The sequence below is a fragment of the Ensifer sp. ENS09 genome (assembly GCF_014852425.1).
Classification (GTDB): domain Bacteria; phylum Pseudomonadota; class Alphaproteobacteria; order Rhizobiales; family Rhizobiaceae; genus Ensifer.
This window is the reverse complement of the sequence record NZ_JACVBP010000004.1, coordinates 1-15671: the sequence shown is the minus strand read 5'-3', so window position 1 is coordinate 15671 and position 15671 is coordinate 1. Positions and strand designations below refer to the sequence as shown.

The 15671-nt window shown below is 60.0% G+C and carries 15 protein-coding genes and 2 pseudogenes; 8 read left to right on the top strand and 9 right to left on the bottom strand.

Annotated features, from left to right (window positions below; all coding sequences use genetic code 11):
- Positions 1–41 precede the first annotated feature (41 nt).
- The 4 genes from fdhE to IB267_RS20550 all read left to right on the top strand — a co-directional run bounded on the left by fdhE (position 42) and on the right by IB267_RS20550 (position 6163).
- Positions 42–953: a formate dehydrogenase accessory protein FdhE gene (gene fdhE / locus IB267_RS20565; RefSeq protein WP_192449329.1), complete on the top strand. Its 912-nt coding sequence runs from the start codon at positions 42–44 to the stop codon at positions 951–953.
- On the top strand, positions 953–2329 hold the full coding sequence (gene selA / locus IB267_RS20560) for an L-seryl-tRNA(Sec) selenium transferase (RefSeq protein WP_192449328.1): 1377 nt from the start codon (positions 953–955) through the stop codon (positions 2327–2329). The genes fdhE and selA overlap by 1 nt, the downstream gene beginning before the upstream one ends.
- Positions 2326–4230 (top strand): selenocysteine-specific translation elongation factor, encoded by a 1905-nt coding sequence (gene selB, locus IB267_RS20555; RefSeq protein ID WP_192449327.1) that lies wholly within the window; start codon positions 2326–2328, stop codon positions 4228–4230. The genes selA and selB overlap by 4 nt, the downstream gene beginning before the upstream one ends.
- A gap of 1600 nt (positions 4231–5830) precedes the next feature.
- The gene (locus IB267_RS20550; protein ID WP_192450054.1) at positions 5831–6163 is read left to right on the top strand and encodes a hypothetical protein; all 333 of its coding nucleotides are present in this window, start codon (positions 5831–5833) and stop codon (positions 6161–6163) included.
- Positions 6164–6619: 456 nt separating this feature from the next.
- Here the strand turns inward: IB267_RS20550 and IB267_RS20545 are convergent, their stop codons facing one another.
- From IB267_RS20545 to IB267_RS33160, 9 genes and pseudogenes are all read right to left on the bottom strand, one after another.
- Positions 6620–7087, bottom strand: coding sequence for a DUF1515 family protein (locus IB267_RS20545; RefSeq protein ID WP_192449326.1), 468 nt, complete (start codon positions 7085–7087; stop codon positions 6620–6622).
- A 3-nt stretch (positions 7088–7090) separates the two neighbouring features.
- The gene (locus tag IB267_RS33495; protein WP_246764895.1) at positions 7091–7300 is read right to left on the bottom strand and encodes a hypothetical protein; all 210 of its coding nucleotides are present in this window, start codon (positions 7298–7300) and stop codon (positions 7091–7093) included.
- The gene (locus tag IB267_RS20540) at positions 7294–7446 is read right to left on the bottom strand and encodes a hypothetical protein (RefSeq protein WP_246764868.1); all 153 of its coding nucleotides are present in this window, start codon (positions 7444–7446) and stop codon (positions 7294–7296) included. The genes IB267_RS33495 and IB267_RS20540 overlap by 7 nt, the downstream gene beginning before the upstream one ends.
- Before the next feature lies 1 nt (position 7447).
- Complete coding sequence (locus IB267_RS33490) at positions 7448–7963, bottom strand: hypothetical protein (RefSeq protein ID WP_246810776.1); 516 nt, start codon at positions 7961–7963, stop codon at positions 7448–7450.
- The gene (locus IB267_RS33485; protein WP_246810775.1) at positions 7884–8315 is read right to left on the bottom strand and encodes a hypothetical protein; all 432 of its coding nucleotides are present in this window, start codon (positions 8313–8315) and stop codon (positions 7884–7886) included. Before IB267_RS33485 ends, IB267_RS33490 begins: the two co-directional genes overlap by 80 nt.
- Before the next feature lie 77 nt (positions 8316–8392).
- Positions 8393–9242, bottom strand: a pseudogene (locus IB267_RS20530) (terminase large subunit domain-containing protein); the annotation flags it as partial.
- Positions 9203–9433 carry a hypothetical protein gene (locus tag IB267_RS20525; RefSeq protein WP_192449325.1) on the bottom strand — a complete coding sequence of 77 codons (231 nt, stop codon included), beginning with the start codon at positions 9431–9433 and terminating at the stop codon, positions 9203–9205. The gene IB267_RS20525 and the pseudogene IB267_RS20530, both read right to left, overlap by 40 nt.
- Positions 9434–10488: 1055 nt before the next feature.
- Entirely contained in the window at positions 10489–10698 is a 210-nt protein-coding gene (locus IB267_RS20520) for a cold-shock protein (protein WP_192449324.1), read from the bottom strand.
- Positions 10699–11836: 1138 nt separating this feature from the next.
- Positions 11837–12037: pseudogene (locus IB267_RS33160) on the bottom strand (ATP-binding protein); the annotation flags it as partial.
- Between the two features lie 107 nt (positions 12038–12144).
- Here IB267_RS33160 and folE point away from each other — a divergent pair.
- Genes folE through IB267_RS34005 form a run of 4 tightly spaced genes read left to right on the top strand, consistent with a single transcriptional unit; the run spans position 12145 to position 15428 of the window.
- Positions 12145–12753 (top strand): GTP cyclohydrolase I FolE, encoded by a 609-nt coding sequence (gene folE / locus IB267_RS20515; protein WP_192449323.1) that lies wholly within the window; start codon positions 12145–12147, stop codon positions 12751–12753.
- Between the two features lie 42 nt (positions 12754–12795).
- The gene (locus IB267_RS20510; protein WP_246810774.1) at positions 12796–13503 is read left to right on the top strand and encodes an SDR family NAD(P)-dependent oxidoreductase; all 708 of its coding nucleotides are present in this window, start codon (positions 12796–12798) and stop codon (positions 13501–13503) included.
- A gap of 41 nt (positions 13504–13544) precedes the next feature.
- The gene (locus tag IB267_RS20505) at positions 13545–15107 is read left to right on the top strand and encodes a cryptochrome/photolyase family protein (protein ID WP_192449322.1); all 1563 of its coding nucleotides are present in this window, start codon (positions 13545–13547) and stop codon (positions 15105–15107) included.
- A 45-nt stretch (positions 15108–15152) separates the two neighbouring features.
- Positions 15153–15428, top strand: a complete 276-nt coding sequence (locus IB267_RS34005) for a DUF2256 domain-containing protein (protein WP_210335977.1) — start codon at positions 15153–15155, stop codon at positions 15426–15428.
- Positions 15429–15671: the final 243 nt, after the last annotated feature.

Sequence of the window (15671 nt, the reverse complement as noted above, 5' to 3'; positions counted from 1 at the left end):
GCTGCATGATCCGGCGTCTCCGCCGGATTGCCGGAGATGCGATGGCTGAAGACATACAACCCGATCCCTCCCTCATCGGTGGCGTGCCGACACCGCCGCTGGCCTTCCTGCCCGAGCCTGTCAAACTGTTCCAGACACGCGCGCGCCGCTTCGCGTTCCTCGCTGAAAGCAACGCGCTTGCGCCCTACCTCACCTTCCTTGCGGCGCTCTCCAAACTCCAGGCTCGCTTGGCAGTAACCCTTCCGCCCGTGACGGCGCCGACATCGGCGCGCGTCACCGAGGCGGCGCGCGCTGAAATGCCGCCGATCGACCGGCTGGCGCTTGTGGATGACCCCGGCCTTTCGGCGACGCTCGATGCGCTTCTCGAAGGTGCTGCCGAGATTTCCATGCCCGACGCCGCGCGCCTGGCGCTCGATGCGGTGCGAGCAGCTGAGGACGGCGACCGACGCTGGTTGCTGACCAACATGCTCTCGGATCAGGTTCCGGACGACAGTGCCGCTCCCCACCTCTTCGTCGCAGCCGCGGTGCAGGTGCACATGGCGCGGCTCGCCGCCACGCTCGATGCGGAAGCGCTCGTCCCCGTCGGCCTCGGCGTCTGCCCCGTCTGCGGCGGCCGCCCGGCGACGTCGTCGGTCGTGGGTACGCAGGGCGCCGAGAACGTGCGCTATGCCGCTTGCGCCTGCTGCGCCACGCAATGGAACGAGGTGCGGGTGAAGTGCCTCTGTTGCGGCTCGACCAAGGGCATCAGCTATCGTTCGGTCGAGACCTCGGAGGCGACGGTGAAGGCCGAGACCTGCCGGGAATGCCATTCCTGGGTCAAGATCTTCTACCAGGTGAAAAACCCGAGCCTGGAGCCGATCGCCGACGACGTCGGCAGCCTCGGCCTCGATATCCTGATGAAGGAGACCGATTTTCGCCGCGGTGGCTTCAACCCCTACCTCGCGGGGTATTGATGCCGGATTTTCGCGTGCTTCCCTCGGTCGACCAGATGCTGACCTCGCCAGAGGGACTGGCGCTGGCGGAAGAACATGGCCGCCTTGCCGTCGTCACTGCTGTCCGCGCCCGGCTCGAGATCGCGCGGGAGAAAATCCGCGCGGGCGAGGATGGGAGAGCGCTTGCGGCCGACCTGCCGCGCCGCGTTGCCGAAGAGCTGGCGATCGCTGCCCGCTCCGCCCTTCGGCCACTCATCAACCTCACGGGCACGGTGCTGCACACCAATCTCGGCCGCGCCATTCTTGCCGAGGAAGCCGTGCGCGCTGCGAGCGCCGCGATGGCCAACCCGCTGGCGCTGGAGTTCGATCTTGACGGCGGCGGGCGCGGCCAGCGCGACGACCATCTGCGCGGCCTGCTCTGCGAACTGACCGGCGCCGAGGACGCCACCATCGTCAACAACAATGCCGCCGCCGTACTGATCGCGCTCAATACGCTCGCCGACGGCCGCGAGGCGATCGTCTCGCGCGGCGAACTGATCGAAATCGGCGGCGCCTTCCGCATGCCCGACATCATGGCCCGCGCCGGCGCGAAACTGGTGGAGGTTGGCACCACCAATCGCACCCACCCACGCGACTATGAAGGCGCGATCCGCCCGGAAACCGGCGTCTTTCTCAAGGTCCACACGTCCAACTACCGGATCGAGGGTTTTACCGCCGAGGTGCCGGCGCCAAGACTGGCCGAGATTGCCCGCAAGGTCGGTGTGCCGCTCTTGAACGACCTCGGGTCGGGATCGCTCGTCGATCTCTCCTCCTTCGGATTGCGGCGCGAGCCGACGGTGGCGGAAGCGGTCGCCGAAGGCGCGGATCTCGTGACGTTTTCGGGCGACAAGCTGCTCGGCGGGCCGCAGGCGGGCCTCATTGTCGGCCGGCGCGATCTGATTGCCGCGATCAATCGCAATCCGCTGAAACGCGCCGTTCGTCTCGACAAGATCCGCATTGCCGCGCTGGAGGTGACGCTGAAGCTCTATCGTGATCCCGACCGGCTGAAGGAGCGACTGCCAACGCTGCGCTTCCTCTCCCGGCCGGAAGCCGACATTACGGCACAGGCGGCTCGTCTCGCTCCGGCCATCGATGCGCTGCTCAAGGGACACGGCTATTCGGCGGCTCCCTGCGCCTGCCAGAGCCAGGTCGGCTCCGGCGCCTTGCCGGTCGATACGATCCCGAGCGCCGGGCTGCGGTTAACGGGCAGCGGCGGCGACGCGCCGGAACGGCTGTCCGCACGGCTTCGCGCGCTCCCCCTGCCCGTAATCGGCCATATCCGCGACGGCGCCCTGATCCTCGACCTGCGGTGCCTCGAGGTGGATGCGACGCTCATCGAGGCCCTGGCGGCGCTATGATCGTCGGAACGGCAGGGCATATCGACCACGGCAAGACGGCGCTGGTGAAGGCTCTGACCGGCACGGATGCAGATCGCCTTGCCGAGGAAAAGGCCCGCGGCATCACCATCGACCTCGGTTTTGCCTATGCCGACCTCGGCGACGGCACGGTCACCGGCTTCGTCGATGTTCCCGGCCACGAGCGGCTGATCCACACGATGCTTGCCGGCGCCGGCGGCATCGACTTCGCGCTGCTGGTGGTCGCAGCCGACGACGGCGTCATGCAGCAGACCCGTGAGCATCTCGCCATCCTCGACCTGCTGGGTATCACCAGAGGCATCGTCGCGCTCACCAAGGCCGATCTCGCCGGACCGGAGCGGCGCGGGGAAGTGGCTGCGGAGATCCAGGCCGCACTTGCCGGCACAGGTCTCTCAAAGGCGCCGATCCTTGCCGTCTCCGCCCTCACCGGCGAAGGCATCGAGGTCCTGCGCGCAGGGCTCGCCGCCGCCGAAGCGGAGACCGCCGCGCGCAGCGATGCCGGCCTGCTGCGTTTTGCCGTCGACCGCAGTTTCACGCTTTCAGGCACCGGCACCGTGGTGACCGGCATGGTGCTCGGCGGTCGTGCGACGCTCGACGATACGGTCATCGTCAGCCCATCCGGCCTGACCGGCCGCATCCGCGGCATCCATGCACAGAACCGGAAAGCATCGGAGGGGCCCGCCGGCCAACGCTGCGCGCTGAACCTTGCCGGCGAACGGGTGACGAAGGACGCGATCCGGCGTGGCGACGTGGTCCTCGCCCCGGCGCTGCACGCCCCGACGGACCGGATCGACGCGACGCTGCGCGTTCTCGCCTCGGAAACAAAGTCGATCGGCACCTGGTTTCCCGTACGCTTGCACAGCCACGCGACAGAGGTCGGCGCGCGGATCGTGCCTTTTGCCGGTCCTCTCGATCCCGGGATGGAGGGCCTGGTGCAACTGGTCCTCGACCGTCCGATCGCCGCGACCATCGGCGACCGCTTCATCCTGCGCGACACCTCGGCCAGCCGGACCATCGGCGGCGGCCGCTTTCTCGATCTGCGCCCGCCGGCGCGAAAGCGCGGCACGCCGGAGCGCTTGGCCTTCCTTGCCGCCTCTGGCAACGCGGACCCGGCGAAAGCTCTTTCGGCCCTGTCCGATCTCGCGCCGATCGCGCTTGCGGCTTTCCTTCGCGACCGTGGCCTGGGTGAGGAGGCGCTGTCAGGACTTCTTTTTGCCGCCGGGGCAAAAACCATCGGCGACCATGCGCTCTCGGCCGCAGCGATTGACGACCTGCGGGCGAGCCTGACCGACACACTCGCAGCCTTCCATGCAGAAAACCCCGAGCTTGCCGGCATCGGCCGCGAGCGGTTGCGGCTCCTGCTCAAACCACGCCTGCCGACGACAAGCTTCCTCGCGTTCCTCAGGGATGAAGCGGCTGCCGGTCGCATCGTGCTCGACGGCGCCTTCCTGCGGCTGCCGGGCCACGCGGTCCGGCTGTCGCCGGCCGACGAAGACCTGTGGCAGCGGATCCATCCGCATCTGGTCGACGACAATCGCTTCCGGCCGCCGCGCGTGCGCGACTTCACATCCCTTCTCAATGCGGACGAGCGCGACATAAGGCGCGTGCTGAAACTCGCCCAGCGGCTCGGGCAGACCCACGAGATCGCGCACGACCATTTCTTCGCCCGCGCCGTCGTGGAGGAGATGGCAACCATCGTGCTCGAGGTGGCAGCGCAGGCGGATGACGGCTGGTTCACCGCCCCCGCCTTCCGCGACCGGGTGCACAACGGCCGCAAGGTCGCCATCGAGATCCTCGATTTCTACGACCGGCTGGGCCTGACCTTGCGCAGGGGAGACTTGCGTCGCATAAATCCCCATCGCCGCGACCTGTTTGCACACTGAGGAAGGGAATCGTCTCCGGTGGGACGGCCGGAGCAGATTTGTTCTCTTCCCGTTCACTCTTGTGCCCTGGCGCTAAGTCTTGAATCAGAGCATCGTACTGTCCCCCGCCTCGGTCTCAATCGCAATGAAGTCGCCTTGGCGATCGGCGTGAGCGTCAACACGGTCGACCAGATGGTGGACGAAGGTTTCCTCCCAAACCGCGACGGTGGCACAGCCGCAAGATTTGGATCGTCTCTGAGATCGAGCTTGCGATGCTGGAATGGCCGGTGGATGGCGTATCTACGTCAACAGGTCACGGCCATCCGTGTCGCCGACGTCCCTGAAGCGGACTTCGAGCGGCAGGCTGAAAGCGAAACGCCGGCGAACTCGCAGAGCAAGGCAAGCAGTCCGCCCCTGCGCCTAAGCCAGTCGTTCCTTCACCCTTGACTGCGCCGGCATCCTGCCCTGCCACCTTCTCCACGTCAGGCTCGCCGATGGCCGCGAGCTTATCGAAATCAATGGCGATGACGAGCCAAACGACTTCACGATTTTTGATACCGACGAAGTTATCCGTCGGGTCTAGGTTGAAATGAGCCGCGCCAACTTCCGCCAAGCCGATATCGAGCGGATCTTCCGTGCGGCACGCAACACGGGATCGACGGTGCAAGTCGATCTGCGGACGTTGGTTATCACTGTGCTTCCTTCCACTGAGCACATCAGCCCTGCCGCCAGACCAATCTCGCCCCAGATGACAAGGAGAACTGGGACGACGAGCGAGTTCGCCGCGTGCCCGATACCGACGATACTCCTGCACCGAGCTGACAAGCCCGAGCCATCGAAGGCTATTCATTCCATTGCGCTTGAACAACGCCATCCAGGGCTTGGATGGCCCGGCCCAAGTGCGCGATGGTTGATCTTCTCCCCAATCCATCCTGCCCTATAAAGATACTGTTTGGTCCTCGCCACTTGATCGAGATCAGACATCGACCATCCAATCTCCCAGCACAGGATCAGCACGCTCTTGGCCCCGTCCTTTCGGGGCCATTTTTTTGTTGGAGTCTTGGAACCCATTTCTCGCATCAGCGTTTTTCGGTTTGTGGAACCCCGAGCTCCCCGATCAGGTTGCCACCTTCATTGTCCCCTCCGGATGTGAAGCCCCGATAAGTGCCCAATGGCCCCGTCATCCCCGGACGGGGCCATTTTTAAAGGGCGAGAAGCCGTCTGGCCCGTCACTGGTGCAGCGAACTACGCTGCCTGGCTTCTACTTTTGTTTGGAACCGTCAGGCATTATAGACGTTCCTGTAATGCCGTGCCCCACATCCCCTGTGGCTTATCGGCGGGCTCCATATTTCCCCCGCAATGGAGCCCCTGCGCCTAGCGCACTCGGTGGCCTCGTCGAAAATGGCGGGGTCATTGTGGTTATGTATCGCCCCCCCAGTCAACCTTTTGAATTGATCCGACCTCCTTTCTTTGGGCCATCGACTTCCTCAATCCGTACTCACCTGTTGGTGTGTTGCGTTGTCATCAATTCGGAGCATACTTCATCATCGCTGGGCAGTTTCCAGGGCCCCGACGACTGGAAGATCATCACGCTTTCGCCCCAAGTACAGGAGGTCGCGCGATGTCTACCACGACCCATTCAACAACCCTTTCCCCCCACGATATAGACGAGATCGACCAGATCTTCGTAGACATGCGGCGCGGGCTCGGCCTAACGCGGAATAGTGAGGCCGCAGAAGCAATCGCAAGACGCATCGTCAACTGCTACCAAGGCGGCGATCGGGAGAGCGGCGCTCTCCAACACATCATCGACTACTATAAATCGGCGGCGTTACGTCAGACACCGGCACAGAACAAAACTGAAGCGATCAATCGATGGGAGAATGAAGGTGGCGCTCTCGCACGCTTACCGCATGAGCGCTTGCTGGCATGGCCCGCCCCGCTTCATTCATAGGAGGCGTCGGTGCACATACCTCCAAAATTGGCAGTTCAACACCTTGGGTCTCGCGACGTTGCTTTGATACGGAGAGTTTTCAAAGCGGCATGTTCGAAAACTCGCACCCACCACATCAGCAAGGATGCCGACCGACTAGCAAAGTTCATCAGCGATGAATTCAGGTTCGGAAACAGAGATGAAGCTTCCCTTCTTGAATGTGCGCTCTGGTTCGGCACCGCCCGTATTCCGCCGGCGACAAGGGACGTCTCAACCGTCGACACCCAAGTTGCTGCGACACGAGAGGGCAGAGATCGGGTAGGCCTGCGGAAAACCGGCGTGCCCAAGACCCAAGGCTAGACAAGCTCGCGATTCCGCCACCGGACTTCCGTGTCATATGGCCTCGCAAGGGTGTTAGATTGGTTGTCGCACCACCCCACAGGGAACATTCCGCATGGGCAACCGTTCTTGCTGAGCCTAAGATCCACTCGCCCAACGGATCAAAGGCAGGGCTTCCGTCGCTGGTTTTAAGAATGAAGGCCCTTGGGTGTAGCACGGTTGGTACAGCACGCGCGCTTTCCCAACGACTATGAACAAGATCCGCCTAATCGCCTCGGCAAAACTGACGCCAAGAGCCATGGCCGCGATGCCGGTGACGCCGAGCGCACCAATCCCCATACGCTTCCACCGCTTCATGTCGTCGGTAACTGGCTTCATCTCCGAGACGTCCTCGCCGATCGTAGAAACCGATGCCTCGACGTGCCCGAGACGATCGACAAGCTGATCCATGCGCTGGTGAACGGCAGCGCGACTGGTCGCCGCCTTATCCTCGGCTCGCACCGAGCCCTCCTCCAAGCGGCGGATCGATTCCTGCAGGCCCCGCATGCCGGCCACCAGTTCCCCAAGCTGGCGGTGAACCGCCGCATCAATTTCCGTTGATGCCATCTCCTAGCGCCCTTCCCCATGCCTTGAGCATTCCGCCTTCGTCCAGATCGCCGCGGCGCAGATGCCGACGGCGGTCCGGTCTATTTTCCGTTGAGCTTCAGCCGTCGCCCCGTGCGCGCCGATCAGATCAGTGCCAACCACGCGCCTGAGACCGTCGACACTTGCCGGCGCCGTAGTCCCACACGCCGCCCCGATCGAGGCATAGGTCAAAATCGCTGCGAACTCGCTGCATCACCGCTCGCATTGTTCTGCCTTTCAATCTTGGTGGTGACCGACCGGGCGCCGTCCTCGCGGATCTCGGCAACAAGCCAGATAAGAGCGGCGAGCGCGAGCCCGCCGATAATGACGCGCGGCCACATCTCAGCGGGCCGGTGCGCGGTACACCGACCAACGGCCGGTGACGAACATGAACGCGGCGATCGAACTGATGACGATCAGCAACGCCGCGATACCAGCGGCGTAGGGATTATTGACACCGAGAACTGCCGAAAGACCCGCGCTGCCGAACAAACCGCCCACGGTTGTCAGGGCCGTGCCGCTCTGGCTGGCTGGCACGTCCTCGGCTTTGGCCGCTTCCGGCGTGACATCCGCGACCTGGACCGGCGACCTTGCCGCCTCGAGCGCATCCAGAAAGCTCCGATAGTAGCTTGCGATCAGCGGCGCCTTGTCGGTGCTGATGATCGCGCGGGCGCCGACAGGATCATTGGCCACCTGGTTGAAATAGTCGGCGAGCTTCTTGCCGGTGAAGAGACCACCAATCATGCCGTCGAAGAGGATGCGGATCGCGGTCGCCTTTTCAGGGGCGTCGGCGATCCCGAACTTGGCATAGTTGTCGTGGCCGGTGATCTGCGGCAGGCCACGGGTAGCGCCAGCCATCATCGGCCGCCTTGCTGCCCATCCGGCCGCCGTATACCTTGTTTGCGAGCTTGCGCGGATTGCGGGCGTAGGGCTTGGCGCTGTCGAGATCCGGAAAGCGTTTCGGCCAAACCTGCGTCAGACGTTCGGCCGAGTAATTCAAGTTCTCGGTCACCGGCTGCATCGTCGCCACGGTTTCGTGGAAGGTGATCGCGAGCATGTAGGCCAGCCACCGGTTGTCGAGCACCTTGCCGGTCGACTGGCGCCGATCCCACTCGTCTAGGATGGCGATCATGCCATCCTTCTGAGACTGCTTCATGCTCACGCCAAAGGGCGCGCGCTTCGCGTAGGCGAAGAACGCTTCGCGGTTCATCGGATTTACCTCTTCGTTCGGAAAAACAGGCCACCATCCAAGGCGCGGCATGATGCCGGCTGGGGGAACTTCTGGCATCAAACAACCTTCCGATCAGTGAACGCCCAGTCGGTGTTCGAGGGTTTCACCTTGGCAAAGCGCTTCATCATCAGCGCGTAGCGAGACGCTGAAATCACGTCGTCGCGCTCTTTCACGATTTTCCCATCTTTCCGGTGATAGAAGCCGGAACTCTTCGAACCAGTGCGTGCAGGTCGAGAACACTTTCCAGCGTCCCGTCTGCATCCTGTCGAGCATGTCGGCCAAGCCAGCCTCGACACCGTTGGTGCCGTCATCAAACGTGGCGCGCTCTGGCAGCATGTTCAGGCCATGACCGCGGTACTGCGCCGCAAGCTGCTCGCCCGAGCCCTTGTCGTGCTGCAGACCGTCGTGAGGCCACGACCACGGCAACCAAGAGCCCCAAGGCTTTAACGCCCCGGAGTGAATGAGCGGCGTTGCCTCGCGCTCTCGGTATTCCTTCGTGACATAGAAGATATCAGCGTCCCGATCCCATGCGCAGCCAGTAGCCCCGGACGGGTGATCCCAGCCGAAATCGAGGCCACCGATCTGCACCCAATGCTTTGGGATCTCAAACGGCGCGACGGTGATGCTCTCCACCGATACCGGGAAGATGCGTCCGGAGCCGAGAGCCGGGATGCCCTTCGTGCGGGCTTCCTTCTCATGCGCTGGGTAGCTGTCGATGATCCGCTGACGTTCCTCCGGACTGTAGTGCTCGGCATCCTCGATCGTCATTGTCGTGACCGTTCGAGTGGCTGCGCCGGCATCACTGCCAGGCAGAACATAGCGTTGGACCACGGCACTCATCCCGTTCAGGGGCGTGAAGGTGACCGTCACAAGCCCATTGGTGGCGTTGGTTCGCGCAATTCCTTCTTCGGCAGGATCGGGGCCACGACCCGCAGATATTGCTCCGGCTTTTCCTTGCGGACCCGCTCGATGACATCCTGGCCGTGGTCCTCGAAGTCAGCGTGCATCGCCTCGAGAAAGGCCTCGCCGAGCTTGTTGCGGGCGCCCTTTGGCCGGCCGGGATTGCCTGCCTTGAACTGGTGTTCGATCGGAGGCATCGGTTTCCCCGATTTCCCCCGTTATTTCGGGTCTCATCTGTCATGTTTCATGCCTTCGGCGATTGCCTGCGCGAATTTCTCGTGGCGCGCGTTCCTTAGGACGGGCATTGATCCAACCTCGGAGAGTGGGAATGGCCGAATTCGCTTGCTATTCCCCCGCCGTTGACAGCTAGCTCTTTTGTCAACAGGAGACGCGCAAATGGCCAAGGGTCAGGTACGAAGCAATAAGGAAGCCAGAAAGCCCAAGAAGGACAAGGCCGCCGCGAAACCCGCTGCGCCGACGTTAGGGTCTCAGGTGAAGGACACCAAGAAGTAACGTCAACACCGACGTTCGCGCGGGCTATGCGCTAAAATCAGAAAACGAAAGCTCCGCTACCGGGTGACAAACCGGGCGGGGCGACCTCCAGCTTATGAGGCTGGCGAGCTACCGGGCTGCTCTACTCCGACAAAAACCCCACTTCCACGCAACTGTGGTACACTTCCAGTGTTGCCATGCGGCGACCGGAAACCATGATCCCTTCTTAACCGCACCGGCCGCGCGGCCTCAATTGAGCGCTTGCGCGTCCAACCTGACAATGGCGACGAATGCCGAACTGCATTCACAGCGCTCCAATTAGGAGAATAGCGCCATGTCAAATCGCCTCGTTTTCTCGCTTCTCATTGTTTCCTTGAGCATCTTGATGGTCTGGGCCTTCAGGCCCGCCCCGACCATCTTCACTGGACATGATGAATCACCGCCCAAAACGGCCCAAGCCGAAAAAACTGACCGCATCCCCAGTGACGCAGTCAAATACTAACCACCTCACGGTGCAGTTGGACAGCCGAAGTAACCAGCCGTGTGAAGAACCATCATCCACTTCTGGGCCTGAAAGAGCCTAACGTCACAGAGGTTGCTTCCTTCGTTGACGATCTAGGAGCCGACCCCCTTGAGACTTCCCAGGTCGCGATGTTGATCGACGCGCGCCAGCAAAAAAGGCCGGGCGAACCCGACCTTCCACATTCCGCCTCAATGGCCACTGCCAGTACATCGGTGGTCAAAGACCAGAGCGATATTATTATGCAGCCGAAAGGTTGCCTGCCGCGCTCTTGCCGGATCTGGAATCCTGCACGATTTCGAAGTTGACCTTCTGCCCCTCAACGAGCTCCCTCATACCAGAGCGTTCAACGGCGGATGCGTGAACAAAAACGTCCGTTCCGCCGTCGTCAGGGGCAATAAATCCAAAGCCTTTGGCGCTGTTGAAGAACTTCACGGTTCCAATATTCATAACGATTTCCTTTCTATCGCAATAAAAATACTTGGCTGACATGGGTATCAGCCAAGCAAGAGATCGATTTTGAGAGGAAAGGTCGGCTTAGACGCCAAAGCGAGAAAACAAATCTCAACAGGCAAGATCGATGGGGAACGGCTACAGCCTCATTGTGTCCTCAACAAGTCGGAGGCAGCCACTGCTGTAGAAACAAAAAAGGCCGGGGCGAAACCGCACCGACCTTCCTCATCATCACCTTTTCACCAGTGCCAGTACATCCGTGGTCAAAGGCATCAGGTGATGGCGGCGTTCGCGAGCGGCAGAAGTTTTCCAGCGCTCATCAGCGATTGCCGATGGAGGTGATATAGGGGGCAATTGCGGTTAACGCAAGTCCGACGTCGCAAATTCGCAATTTCTCATTGCGAAGGGCAGCAGAAGGGCGCAGTGTCGATCCTTCGGTGGCCATTTAAAGGGCGCCGCCGCTCAGGTGATGCCTGGCCCCAAAGAAAGGAGGACCTATGTCTTCCGTCCTACTCCCCTATTCATTATCCGCAGACCTCCGAAAGATCAAAGAGATCATGGCCCGTTCTGAGCTCATCATCTCAGAGAGTCCCCAGCCGTCTCCAGACGTCCGGCGCTCCGCGCGCATCATCCGAAACTTTCGCGCAGGGACCACATATCCCTCGTTCGATAAGAAATAGGAGGAGGCGATGGCCTACTTAGCTCGACAACGTGTAGCCCTACTCCATTTTGCGATTCAAGCTTCGCCTACCCTGGCAATAACGTTTATCGTCTACATGACGCTTCGAGATCTCTTCTGAGCCCAGGCGGGAAAAACTGAAAAAGGGCGGCTTCGGCCGCCCTGAGCGATTTAACGCACCTCCTTGATGCAGTCTGTGTGCGGATGGCGGCCTAGCTCATCTTCCTATATTGGTCGGGCTTTCCATCAGGGGCCATCCACGCGTGCAAACCCGATGTTATTGATTTGCCCGTGCTTTGTGCCTCCTCGTGTGCCACCTGTAAACCGGCGGTATCCTTCAACAAAATTGAACTTTTGGCGACTTCGCTTTCATTTGTTGAAGTGACTTCTCAATCCAGCGGTAGAGCGTTCGTCTAACCCACGCCTTTTTCTGCGGCTGGTGTCGATGTACCGGCTCTAGTCCCATCCGCGGGCCTTCACCTCGGCATAGGCGAAGGCGGGCGGCGTGATGAGGGCTTTGGAGCGGACGTGCTCTTGCATCAGTTCCGCATGTTGTCGCAGGCGATAGCTTGATCCTTCGATCTGAATGACGACGGCGTGGTGAAGGAGCCTGTCGAGCAGCGCGGTGGCGACGACGGGATCGCCAAAGACGTCACCGCGTTGGAAAGAGATCGAAATTATGCACTCCGTCCTATTGCCCGATTTGATCCGATCAAAGGCAGAATCCGTACTGGTGTTGTTGACTAAAATACGGAGAGTCTTTGATGGACGCGATTGTTACCGACAGCGATGTTTTGTTCCCATCGTATCTTCCGACCCAGGCGGAAGCGGAGTCAGCCGTACGCACCTTGATCCGTTGGGCCGGTGATGATCCGTCTCGCGAAGGCCTCCTCGATACACCCAAGCGGGTGGCGAAAGCATATCGTGAGCTGTTTGCGGGATACGATGCGACGCCGGAAGACATCTTGGCGACGACATTTTCTGACGTCGCCGGCTATAGCGATATGGTCATCGTTAAAGATATCGAGTTCCATTCGCATTGCGAGCACCACATGGTGCCTTTCCATGGCGTTGCCCACATCGCCTACATCCCCGAAAGCGGGGTTCTCGGTCTTTCCAAGATGGCCCGACTGGTCGACCTTTACGCGCGCCGGCTGCAGACGCAGGAAACGATGACAGCCCAGATCGCCGCTGCTCTCGAGGAAAGTTTGAGGCCGAAAGGTGTTGCGGTGATGCTTGAAGCCGAGCACATGTGCATGGCAATGCGCGGCATTCAGAAACATGGTGCCAAGACAATAACGACGACGTTCATTGGAAAGTTCGAACGATCGGCCAGAGATCAGGCAAGATTCATTCATTTCGTGCGCGGTTAGGAAACATGGGCCGACACGGCACCATCGCTGAAAGAACCTGATATGTCCGAATACTCGATGAAATCGCTGAAAGCGGGATACTCCGCCGTTATAATTGGAGCGAGTGGCGGGATTGGCGGCGCCATCAGTGCGGCCTTGAAATCCGATCCGAACTGTTTTGCAGCAGTTCCTCTTTCTCGTAGTTCCCACGGGTTTGACATAACCGACGAGGCAAGCATGCAGAGGGCTGCCGGCGCACTTGAACTCGGTGCATACGATTTGGTCATCTGCGCGACAGGCGCGCTTACCATCGATGGCGTCGGCCCGGAAAGATCCATTCGGCAAATCTCGCAGACAGCGATGTTGGCGCAGTTCACCTTGAATGCTGTGGGACCGGCTCTCGTCCTCAAGCATTTCGCCCCGCTTCTTGCTCGCAAGGATAGGACGATCTTTGCATTCCTGTCGGCCCGTGTGGGATCCATCACCGATAATGCACTCGGTGGATGGATTTCTTACCGTTCCTCAAAAGCTGCGCTCAACCAGATTGTTCGCACCGGCGCAATTGAAATCGGCAGGATCAATCCTCAATCGGTTGTCGTTTCGATACATCCAGGAAGCGTTAAGACCACCCTTTCAGACCCTTTTGCATCGGGACACGAGCGAATGGAGCCCGCTGACGCCGCGCAAGGAATACTAGGCGTGCTTGATGGGCTCCAACCGTCGCAAACAGGCCGGTTTTTCGCGTATGACGGGAGTGCCATCCCTTGGTAACCGGCCGTTCGAAGCTGATTCTTGTCATGCTCAGGTGAACAATGCCGCATGTTCCTGCAGGAAAGATTCGAAATCTGGTGCTCATACTCGGCGATCAACTCTCCAGATCCGTTTCGAGTATGGAGAATTTTGATCCCGCACAGGACATCGTGATGATGTGCGAGGTAATGGAAGAAGCCAGCTACGTTAGTCATCACAAGTTGAAAATTGCCTTCATCTTTTCTGCGATGCGGCATTTTGCAGGCGAACTGCGTGAACTTGGATTTGATGTTCATTACACAAAGCTCGACGATCCCGAAAACAGTGGTTCATTCACCGAGGAGCTCGCGCGGCAAGTCGCTATGGTCATGCCCCGGCGAGTCGTCGTCTGCGAGGCCTCAGAGTGGAGGGTTCTTGAGGCCATGAAACAATGGGAAACGTTGCTTGGTCTGCCTGTCGATATAAGGCCAGACGCTCGCTTTCTGTGTTCCAAAACTGAGTTTCAAGGCTGGGCACAGGGACGCAAAACTTTGACTATGGAGTATTTTTATCGCGACATGCGGCGCCGCAGCGGACTATTGATGAACGGCAATGAGCCGGAGGGGGGACGCTGGAACTTCGATGCCGAGAACCGCAGGCCAGCGCAGCCTAACCTTTTCCAACCTAAGCATCGTCGGTTCAGTCCGGACACTATCACGAGAGAAGTTGTCGAGCTGGTAGAACGAAACTTCCCTGAAAACATGGGTTCCGCCAGCGATTTTGGGTTTGCAGTCACTCGCACGCAAGCCGAAGAGGCGGCTGATGATTTCATTCTTCAATTTCTCCCGAATTTTGGGGAAACCCAAGATGCGATGTTGAGAGACCGACCGTTCCTCAACCATGCACTCCTTTCATTTTACATCAACGTCGGGCTGCTCGATCCCCTGGAAATTTGCCGCGCAGCTGAACGTGCTTACATGGAAGGCCATGCGCCACTCAACAGCGTCGAAGGGTTCATCCGACAGATTATCGGGTGGCGCGAATACATCCGCGGTATCTACTGGCTCAAAATGCCCGGTTATGAAAACTCCAACGCGTTTAACGCACGTAGGTCGCTACCCGATTTCTTTTGGAGCGGCGACACAGATATGGCATGTGTGTCGTCTGTTATTACTCAAACGATAAATCACGCCTACGCCCACCATATACAGCGCCTAATGGTGGTTGGAAACTTTTCGATGCTGGCGGGTCTCGACCCCCACGCTGTTCATCTCTGGTACCTCTCAGTATATGCGGACGCGTTCGAATGGGTGGAGTTGCCGAACGTCATCGGCATGAGCCAATTCGCGGACGGCGGCTTCATGGCCTCGAAACCCTATGCCGCGAGCGGCGCCTACATTTCCCGGATGTCGGACTACTGCGAAGGATGTCGGTACAACGTCGGCAAGAAGACAGGTACGGACGCCTGCCCCTTCAATGCTCTTTACTGGGACTTCCTCGATCGAAACGCTGAAACGCTTTCTAACAATCATCGCCTCGGCCAGGCATACTCTTCGTGGAACCGAATGTCTGGCGACAAACAGGAGCCCTACCGCCAAAGTGCTCGGTCATTTCTTGCAGACCTTGATGCAGGTAAACGCGTGTGATCTCGGGCAGCACGCAAGATAGTGCGGAAGCTCAACGTGCCGAGGATGATCAAAAAGTCGGATTTTCCCAAGAAGTTCTGCCCAGCCTGTGGGCTAGTCTTTCAGTGGCGTCTAAAGTGGGCGAAGGACTGGAACGGGGTCAGATTTTGCTCGGAACGTTGCCGCAAATCGAAACGTGGCTCCCGCCTCGATTTGTCAGACGCGCAAGTCGGAGCCGATTCGGCTTTGGGTCATGAGGAAACCGCGGCTTCGAAGAGAAGCGAAGACACCTTTGTTTCCGCGCCGGAAGGAAGGCCGTCAAAGTTTACTTCGCCCGATTAACAGCGCCCCGTAGTCAACACCGGCCATGCGCCTGCCGAGCGCAATCGGTTGAAGTTCGTCTACGGCAGGCAGATAAACCGGATTATTTCCTAAGAGACAACGATGCCGCGCTCCAGTGTGTTCCGGCGTGCAAATTTGACCCCCTTGGCGGGGTAATCGGCGTCCAATTTTGACCCCCCTCAGATTTCATCTGACCATCCGGCTTTTTGCGGCGGATGGAGCGGGAGTTGAAGCGAGTGGATA